This window comes from Pseudomonas sp. Pseusp97, assembly GCF_047304025.1.
In the GTDB taxonomy this organism is placed as follows: domain Bacteria; phylum Pseudomonadota; class Gammaproteobacteria; order Pseudomonadales; family Pseudomonadaceae; genus Pseudomonas.
Genome location: NZ_JBGLYK010000417.1, coordinates 1 through 1,827, shown reverse-complemented (window position 1 = coordinate 1,827; position 1,827 = coordinate 1). Strand labels below are relative to the sequence as shown.

General features: G+C 69.2%; 1 protein-coding gene and 1 pseudogene. Both read right to left on the bottom strand.

Annotated elements, in window-relative coordinates; translation table 11 throughout:
- Positions 1-331, bottom strand: a 331-nt coding sequence (locus ACCC94_RS29540; protein WP_413353134.1) for a methyl-accepting chemotaxis protein, incomplete at its 3' end; no start/stop codon positions are given.
- A gap of 201 nt (positions 332-532) precedes the next feature.
- A pseudogene (locus tag ACCC94_RS29535) lies at positions 533-1,426 on the bottom strand (methyl-accepting chemotaxis protein); the annotation flags it as partial.
- Positions 1,427-1,827 lie beyond the last annotated feature (401 nt).

The window sequence follows — 1,827 nt, the reverse complement described above, 5'->3', positions numbered from 1 at the left end:
GGGCCAGGCCGCGCACCTCGTCGGCGACCACGGCGAAACCGCGCCCGGCCTCGCCGGCACGGGCAGCCTCGATGGCGGCGTTGAGCGCCAGCAGGTTGGTCTGCTCGGCCACCGACTTGATCACGTCGAGCACGCTGCCGATCTTCTCGCTTTCCTGGCGCAGCCGTTCCATGGCCTCGGCGGAGCGGTCCACCTCGGTGGCCAGGCGGTCGATCTGGTTCACCGCGTCCTGCACCACCTGATCGCCCTGGCGAGCCTGCTGGTCGGCCTGCCGGGCGGCAGCGGAAGCCTGTTCGGCGTTGCGCGCGACCTCCTGCACGGTGGCGGCCATTTCATGGATGGCGCTGGCGACCTGCTCGGTCTCCACGCGCTGGCTGTTCACTCCGGCGCGGGTCTGTTCGGTGACCGCGGAGAGTTCGTCAGCAGCAGTGGCCAGCTGGCTGACGCTGCCGCCGATATGGCCGAGCAGCTGCGCCAGGCTCTCGCGCATGCGCAGCATCACCCGCTGCAACTGACCCAGTTCGTCGCTGCGCTGCAGGTTGAGATCGCGGGTGAGCCCCTGGGAGAGGTCGCCCTGGGCGATACGCTCGGCCAACTCCAGGGCCTCGTGCAGCGGGCGGACGATCTGCCGGTTGATCGCCCAGCCCGACAGCAGGCCGAAGGCCAGGGCGAGCACGGCAATCAGGATCTGCCGGGTCTTGGCGGCGGCGGTCTCGGCGTCGTTGCGCGCCAGGGTGTCGTCGTAGAGGCGAGTGGCGGCGGCGAGCAGCGCTTCGCTGGCGCCGCTCAGGCCCTTGCGCGCCTGCTGCGTGGCGTTCACGCCATCGCGGAAGTGCTCGATGCCGCTGCGGTAGTCCTGCAGGTCCTTGAGCGCCGCGCCCAGGCCGTCGGCGGCGATGGCCGGCAACTGGCCCTGCAGGCCGGCGCCGCTGTCGCGCAGCTTGTCGAAAGCGGCGAAAGCGGCCTGCTCGGCGCTGGCGGATTGCTCGAAGACATAGCCGCGCACCTGATAGCGCACCACCAGCAGTTGCTGGTGCAGCTGGCCGACGGCCTGGGCGCCTCTCAGCAATTGGGCGTCGCCGGGTTGTTCGGCGAGCAGGTCGAAGAGTTGCTTGTCCAGCGCCTCGAAGGCCTGCAGGGCGCTCTGTGCGCTGCCGACCAGGGTGCCACGGGCCTGGGTGCGCTGGTCCACGGCGCGGGTCAGGGCGGCGAAGGCTTCGCGGTACTGGCTGACGGCCTGGCGTGCCGCGCTCAGTTGCGCTGCGTCGATATCACTGCCTTTCAGGCGCTGCTCGATCACCTCCAGCATCTTCGTGCTGTGCTGCTCGACGCGTTCGGCCTGGCTGCGGTCGCCGCCCAGCTCGAATTGCAGGCGGGCGAGGTTGGCCTGCTGGCTGAGGTCGTTGAGCTCGGTGATGGTCGCCATCTGCTCGCCGCGTTCGGCCTGGTTGTCCAGGCTGTGCAGGCCGCTGAGCAGGACCAGCAGGGTGAGGAAGAGAAGGATGCCGAAGCCCACCACCAGCTTCAGGCTGACGTTCAGGCGTCCCAGCTGTACTACTAGCCAATCGTACATGTCGAATACTCCAGGCAGGCGTCACCGCGGGATCGACGGCCCGTGGCTGGCAAGAACGAGTGTGCGGTGGCGAGGCGAAATTATCGGGACGCATCTTCGTGCGTCAGAGGCTATCGGCGGCGAATCGCGAAACTGAAGGCGGTCTCTTGTCGCGATGTTTCCCGCGCGCGTGATCTTGTAGGAGCGGGCGTTGGGGCGAACCGGGCCCGCCGCGGAGTAGGTTGGCCGGCCAGCGGGCGGCGGAAGGGGCGGGG